The sequence below is a fragment of the Gammaproteobacteria bacterium genome (assembly GCA_013696315.1).
Classification (GTDB): domain Bacteria; phylum Pseudomonadota; class Gammaproteobacteria; order JACCYU01; family JACCYU01; genus JACCYU01.
Genome location: JACCYU010000080.1, coordinates 1 through 5,037, shown reverse-complemented (window position 1 = coordinate 5,037; position 5,037 = coordinate 1). Strand labels below are relative to the sequence as shown.

Genomic DNA, 5,037 nt, shown 5'->3' with positions numbered 1-5,037 from the left:
TCCAAAAATTCACGTCGGTCAGCTCGCGCGTGTCATATCGAGTATCGAGCCCCTTCTCACGGAAGAATCTGGACAGCATGTCCGCCACTTCAAGGTTATTGAGGTCCGCGAACGGAAAGTGCGTGTTGCCCTGCAAACCAGCGTCGGGGAGGTTGAGTAGAGCGGCGTCGCCACCGGCATTGTTGACGGCATCGACAAATTTCTTCGCATCGATGACAGATACCCGCCGCCGGTCGAAAGGCAGGTTTTCCGTGGGTTCGCTCGGGATGTCATCTCCGTAGACAATTTGAATAGGAACGCGGGTAAGCTTGAGGAAATCGAAGACGGGCACGCCGAACGGTTCCAGCACTATGTCTCCGCTGGAGAGCGGGGTGGCGGGCGGTACCGCGCCTTGCGGAAACGCAAACGTCACCGGCTCGTAAGAGACGACCGCTTTTACGTTCGCGCTTTTCATGGCGGTGAGCCAGCCGAACAGTCCCGATTGCGAGTGCGTAACCAGGATCGCCGGGCCGATCCGGTCAAACAGCGCCGCGAGGGCGTCGGAAATCACCTCCGGATCGTCCTCGACATCGGGGACGATCTGCTTGAAATACTGGGTCAGCCCGTCTTTCGGAAACTGCGTGTTTGAAAAATAGTCGGCGAACTCAAAGCCTAAACGAAAGCTTACGAAAGCCGCCTCATTGCCGTACCGGAACGTTTCGTCAGGAATGACCTGTCGCTCGTCCAGTTGACCCAGACGCCCGTTGAAAGAGGGAATGCCCGCCTTGCCGCGTCGCGGAAAGTCCACGATGAAGACGCTGTAGCCGCGGCGAAGGAAAATGCTTTGATAGCCATCGCGGCCGTCCGGGGTCGATTCCCAAGTTTTGCCGGTTTGCCCGCTGCCATGCACCAGCACCAGCGGCAGGTCCCGGTCGTTGCGCGGGATCTGAAACTGGGCGTACAGTTGATTGATCCAGAAGGTCTGGTTGTTGGTAACCCCGGTGCTTTCGGTGGGATCGAAATCCTCGGGGCCCGCGACTGTTTCTCCGCCTACGAAAAAACTTCCCTGCTTGACGATCGTAATTGGTTTGAGATTTTCATTCGCCGCTGTTGCATCGATAGTGGAAGTGATGAGGGTCGAAGCGAAGGTCGCAGCCAGTGCTACTCGGGAAATACTGTCTTTCATCGAGCTTCTCCTGTGTTTGACGGGACAGACAAGTTAATAGCCTGCCAGCCGCCGACGACTATACCCCATTACCTTTGGCTCTTTACGTTTTCCCGAGAGGTAATCTTGACACCTGTAATACGAACTATGAAGTGATTTGAGGCGAAGACGCCAACATGGGCGTTCTGCCAGCACCAGCCGAGTTTACCCCCGGCTCCCAATGTGCGTGAAAATGAAGCAGCTACTCTGCTTTTTGCAAGGATGACTGCCCCGCCCAGTCGCGCGCGAACTGATACGCTACGCGGCCGCTCCGCGAACCGCGTTGCAGGGCCCAGCGCAGTGACTCGTCACGTAGCGTGTCCGTATCGCGCGCAGGCGCGTCAAGCCTTTGCAGCCAGTGACGAACAGCGCGCAGATACTGTTCCTGGTTGAACGGGTGAAACGAAACCCACAGACCGAAGCGCTCCGACAGCGAGATCTTTTCCTCCACCGCTTCACCGTGATGGATTTCGCCTTCCACGTAACTGGCTTCGAGATTTTCGCGCTGGAACTCCGGCATCAGGTGCCGGCGGTTGGAGGTGGCGTAGATCAGAACATTGTCCGGCGCGACCGCGATGGAGCCGTCCAGCATCGCCTTGAGCGCCTTGTAGCTGGGCTCGTTTGCCTCGAACGAGAGATCGTCGGTGAACAGAATAAATCGCTCGGGACGCTCGTACAGCGGCTCGACGATATCGGGCAGGTCGATCAGATCGTGGCGTTCCACCTCGATCAGGCGTAAGCCCTCGTCCGCGTATTCGTTCAGCAACGCCTTCACCAGCGACGATTTTCCGGTGCCGCGCGAACCAGACAAGAGCGCGTTATTGGCGGCGTGGCCGGCCACGAACTGACGCGTGTTCTGGATCAGGTTCGCCTTTTGCGCATCGATATTGAGCAGGTCGTCGAGCTCCATGCGATGCGGATGTTTAACCGCCTGCAGAAAACCAGGCTTACGCCAGCGGAAAGCCACTGCACCCCAGTCCGGCTCGTCGTTCTTCGCGGGTAGCAGCATTTCCGCGCGCGTCAAAAGTATTTCCAAGCGGCTGATTACGGGAGCAAACTCGTCCGTTTGGTTCCTACCCATTATTTCTTCTTCTTTCCGTAAGCAAGCCAGATCACGGCATCTAGCTCAGCGAGATCCTTAGCAGCATGTTCGGGATTCTGGAGCAACGAGAATCGCAACTTTTTTGCCAAGTCTATGTATCGCGCGCCTTCACTGGCCTTGCTTGGTGGCTTGAACTTTTTATCCGTAAGAAATTTGCGAACAGGCGCGTTAAGCACCGGGTACAGTTTACGAAACCGAAGGCAGAGCATTTCTGACAGGAATGCAGCTCTAGTTGCTACACTCAATTCTTGAAGACGGTCAATTTCCTCTGCGACAACATCGTCTCGATCGTCTTCATCTGTCCGAATAATTCGGATGAAGCTTTGAGAGAGCGCAGTGAAATCACTCCATGCGCCTGAGATTTCAAACCCATGCCCTTGCAATCGATTTCCTATCTTATAACTCCAGTAGTTTGGCAACTGTTCATAAAACTCTCGGGACTCGATCTCGCGATTCGCGCACCGCACGAAGAGCCTCGTCAAACCAGCTTGCTTTTTTTCGTGGGTTTGTAGTTTTCGCCGACGATATTCAACCTGTTTCTCTGTCCCTCTCGGCTTTGGCAACTTTAGTGCGATGAGCGCAATATCTTTTTCCGACGTGTCTTTGGCACTTGCGCGTCTTGAGCCAGGGGCTCGCGTTGACTCGTGGTATTTTGATAGCCAGTCGCTAGAGACAACGATTGACTTGCACTCTAGGTGCTTCACCCATTCTTTCGCTGCTGCATACTCTGTTTTCGAGATTTTAGAATAGACGTTTGCTTCGTAGTTGGTTTCAAATGCAGCTCGCGTCAGGTTTGAGGAGCCGACAATTGCATAATATTTGTTGTCACCTTCAGACCAAAATACTGCCTTTGGATGGAATCCGGCAATGAGGTCTGCCACCAGAAACTGACTCTTTCTCTTTGCTGGCAGCCATTGCATTACTGATTCACAGGCTGCTTTTCGCGTTATTCCGAAGTCCTTGCCTATAATCAGCCGAAAACCTCGACACGCCTCATTGAGTTGAAGTTCGTTGTCCCACGCGGTTAAATAGGCTGTAACGATAAATAATTCTGTCGCTTGCTTGAAAGCGCGCCGATAGTATTCGTCGAGAGAGCCCCTCTTGTTCTGGTCATGCAGTATCAGCTTCATGGCTTTTTCCATACTGGTGTGATTATGGGAAGCATCCAACGCCTTTTAGATCGCCTGCCTCACGCCAGTCGCTTGTATTTAATCCGATGCGGCTGATCCGCGGCCGCGCCGGCGCGGCGTTTACGATTCTGCTCGTATTCGCTGTAATTGCCCTCGAACCACTGCACCTGGCTGTCGCCCTCGAAGGCGAGGATATGCGTGGCGATGCGATCGAGAAACCAGCGGTCATGCGAGATCACCACCGCGCTGCCCGGGAATTCCAGCAGGGCTTCCTCTAATGCGCGCAGGGTTTCGACGTCCAGATCGTTGGTCGGCTCGTCCAGCAGCAACAGATTACCGCCGGCCTTCAAAACCTTGGCGAGATGCAAACGATTGCGCTCGCCGCCGGACAGGTCGGAGACTCTTTTCTGCTGATCCGCACCCTTGAAATTGAAGCGCCCGACATAGGCGCGGGAGGGCATCGTAAACTTGCAGATCGTGATAATGTCCTGACCGTCCGATAGCTCCTCCCACACGGTTTTCGTGCCCTCCAGCGAGTCGCGCGATTGATCCACATAGGCGATCTCGACGCTCTCGCCGCGCTTGATCGAGCCGGCCTCTGGCTGTTCGCGCCCGACCAGGATGCGAAATAACGTGGTCTTGCCACTGCCGTTCGCGCCAATCACGCCGACGATGCCGCCGCGCGGCAGGTTGAAGCTCAAGTCCTCGAACAGGATTCTGCCGTCAAAGCGCTTGGCGATATGCTCGGCTTCGATCACTACATCACCCAGCCGCGCGCCGGGCGGGATGTAGATCTCGTTGGTCTCGGCGCGCTGCTGATATTCCTGGCTGGACAGCTCCTCGAAACGGTTGAGGCGGGCCTTGCTCTTGGCCTGGCGGCCTTTGGGATTGGCGCGGGTCCATTCCAGCTCGGCGGCGATCGACTTGCGTCGCCCGGCCTCCTGTTTTTCTTCCACCGCCAGACGCTTGTCCTTTTGCTCCAGCCAGGAAGAATAATTGCCTTCCCAGGGAATGCCGCGACCGCGATCCAGCTCCAGGATCCAGCCGGCGACTTTGTCCAGAAAATAGCGATCGTGGGTGACGGCGACGACCGTGCCGGCGAATTCCTGTAAGAAGCGCTCCAGCCACGACACGGATTCCGCGTCCAGATGGTTGGTGGGCTCGTCCAGCACCAGCATGTCTGGCTGCGATAACAACAGGCGGCACAGCGCCACCCTCCGGCGCTCGCCGCCCGACAGCGTCTTGACGTCGGCGTCCCAGGGGGGCAGGCGCAGCGCGTCGGCGGCGACTTCAAGCTTGCGCTCCAGATCCCAGCCGCCGGCGGCTTCGATTCGGTCCTGTAACTCGCCCTGGCGTGCCAGCAACGCATCGAAATCGGCATCCTCATCGCCAAAAGCCTCGCTCACCTTATTGAACTCGGATAACAGGCCCAGCATGCCGCCCACACCTTCCTCGACATTGCCACGCACGTCTATATCCGGATTCAGTTGCGGCTCCTGTGGCAGATAACCGATTCTGATGCCCGGCTGCGGGCGCGCCTCGCCGATAAAATCCTTGTCCACACCGGCCATGATCCGCAGCAGGGTGGACTTGCCCGCGCCGTTATAACCCAGCACGCCGAT

At 56.5% G+C, this 5,037-nt stretch carries 4 protein-coding genes; all 4 read right to left on the bottom strand.

From position 1 onward, the window contains the following. Positions 1-1,165: alpha/beta fold hydrolase (locus H0V34_04520; GenBank protein MBA2490987.1), on the bottom strand; the 1,165-nt coding region annotated here is incomplete at its 3' end. Positions 1,166-1,385: 220 nt separating this feature from the next. Then, on the bottom strand, positions 1,386-2,264 hold the full coding sequence (locus H0V34_04515; protein MBA2490986.1) for an ATP-binding protein: 879 nt from the start codon (positions 2,262-2,264) through the stop codon (positions 1,386-1,388). Then, on the bottom strand, positions 2,264-3,415 hold the full coding sequence (locus tag H0V34_04510; GenBank protein ID MBA2490985.1) for an NgoFVII family restriction endonuclease: 1,152 nt from the start codon (positions 3,413-3,415) through the stop codon (positions 2,264-2,266). The genes H0V34_04515 and H0V34_04510 overlap by 1 nt, the downstream gene beginning before the upstream one ends. Positions 3,416-3,474: 59 nt before the next feature. After that, the coding region (gene ettA, locus H0V34_04505) for an energy-dependent translational throttle protein EttA (GenBank protein MBA2490984.1) at positions 3,475-5,037 on the bottom strand (1,563 nt) is incomplete at its 5' end.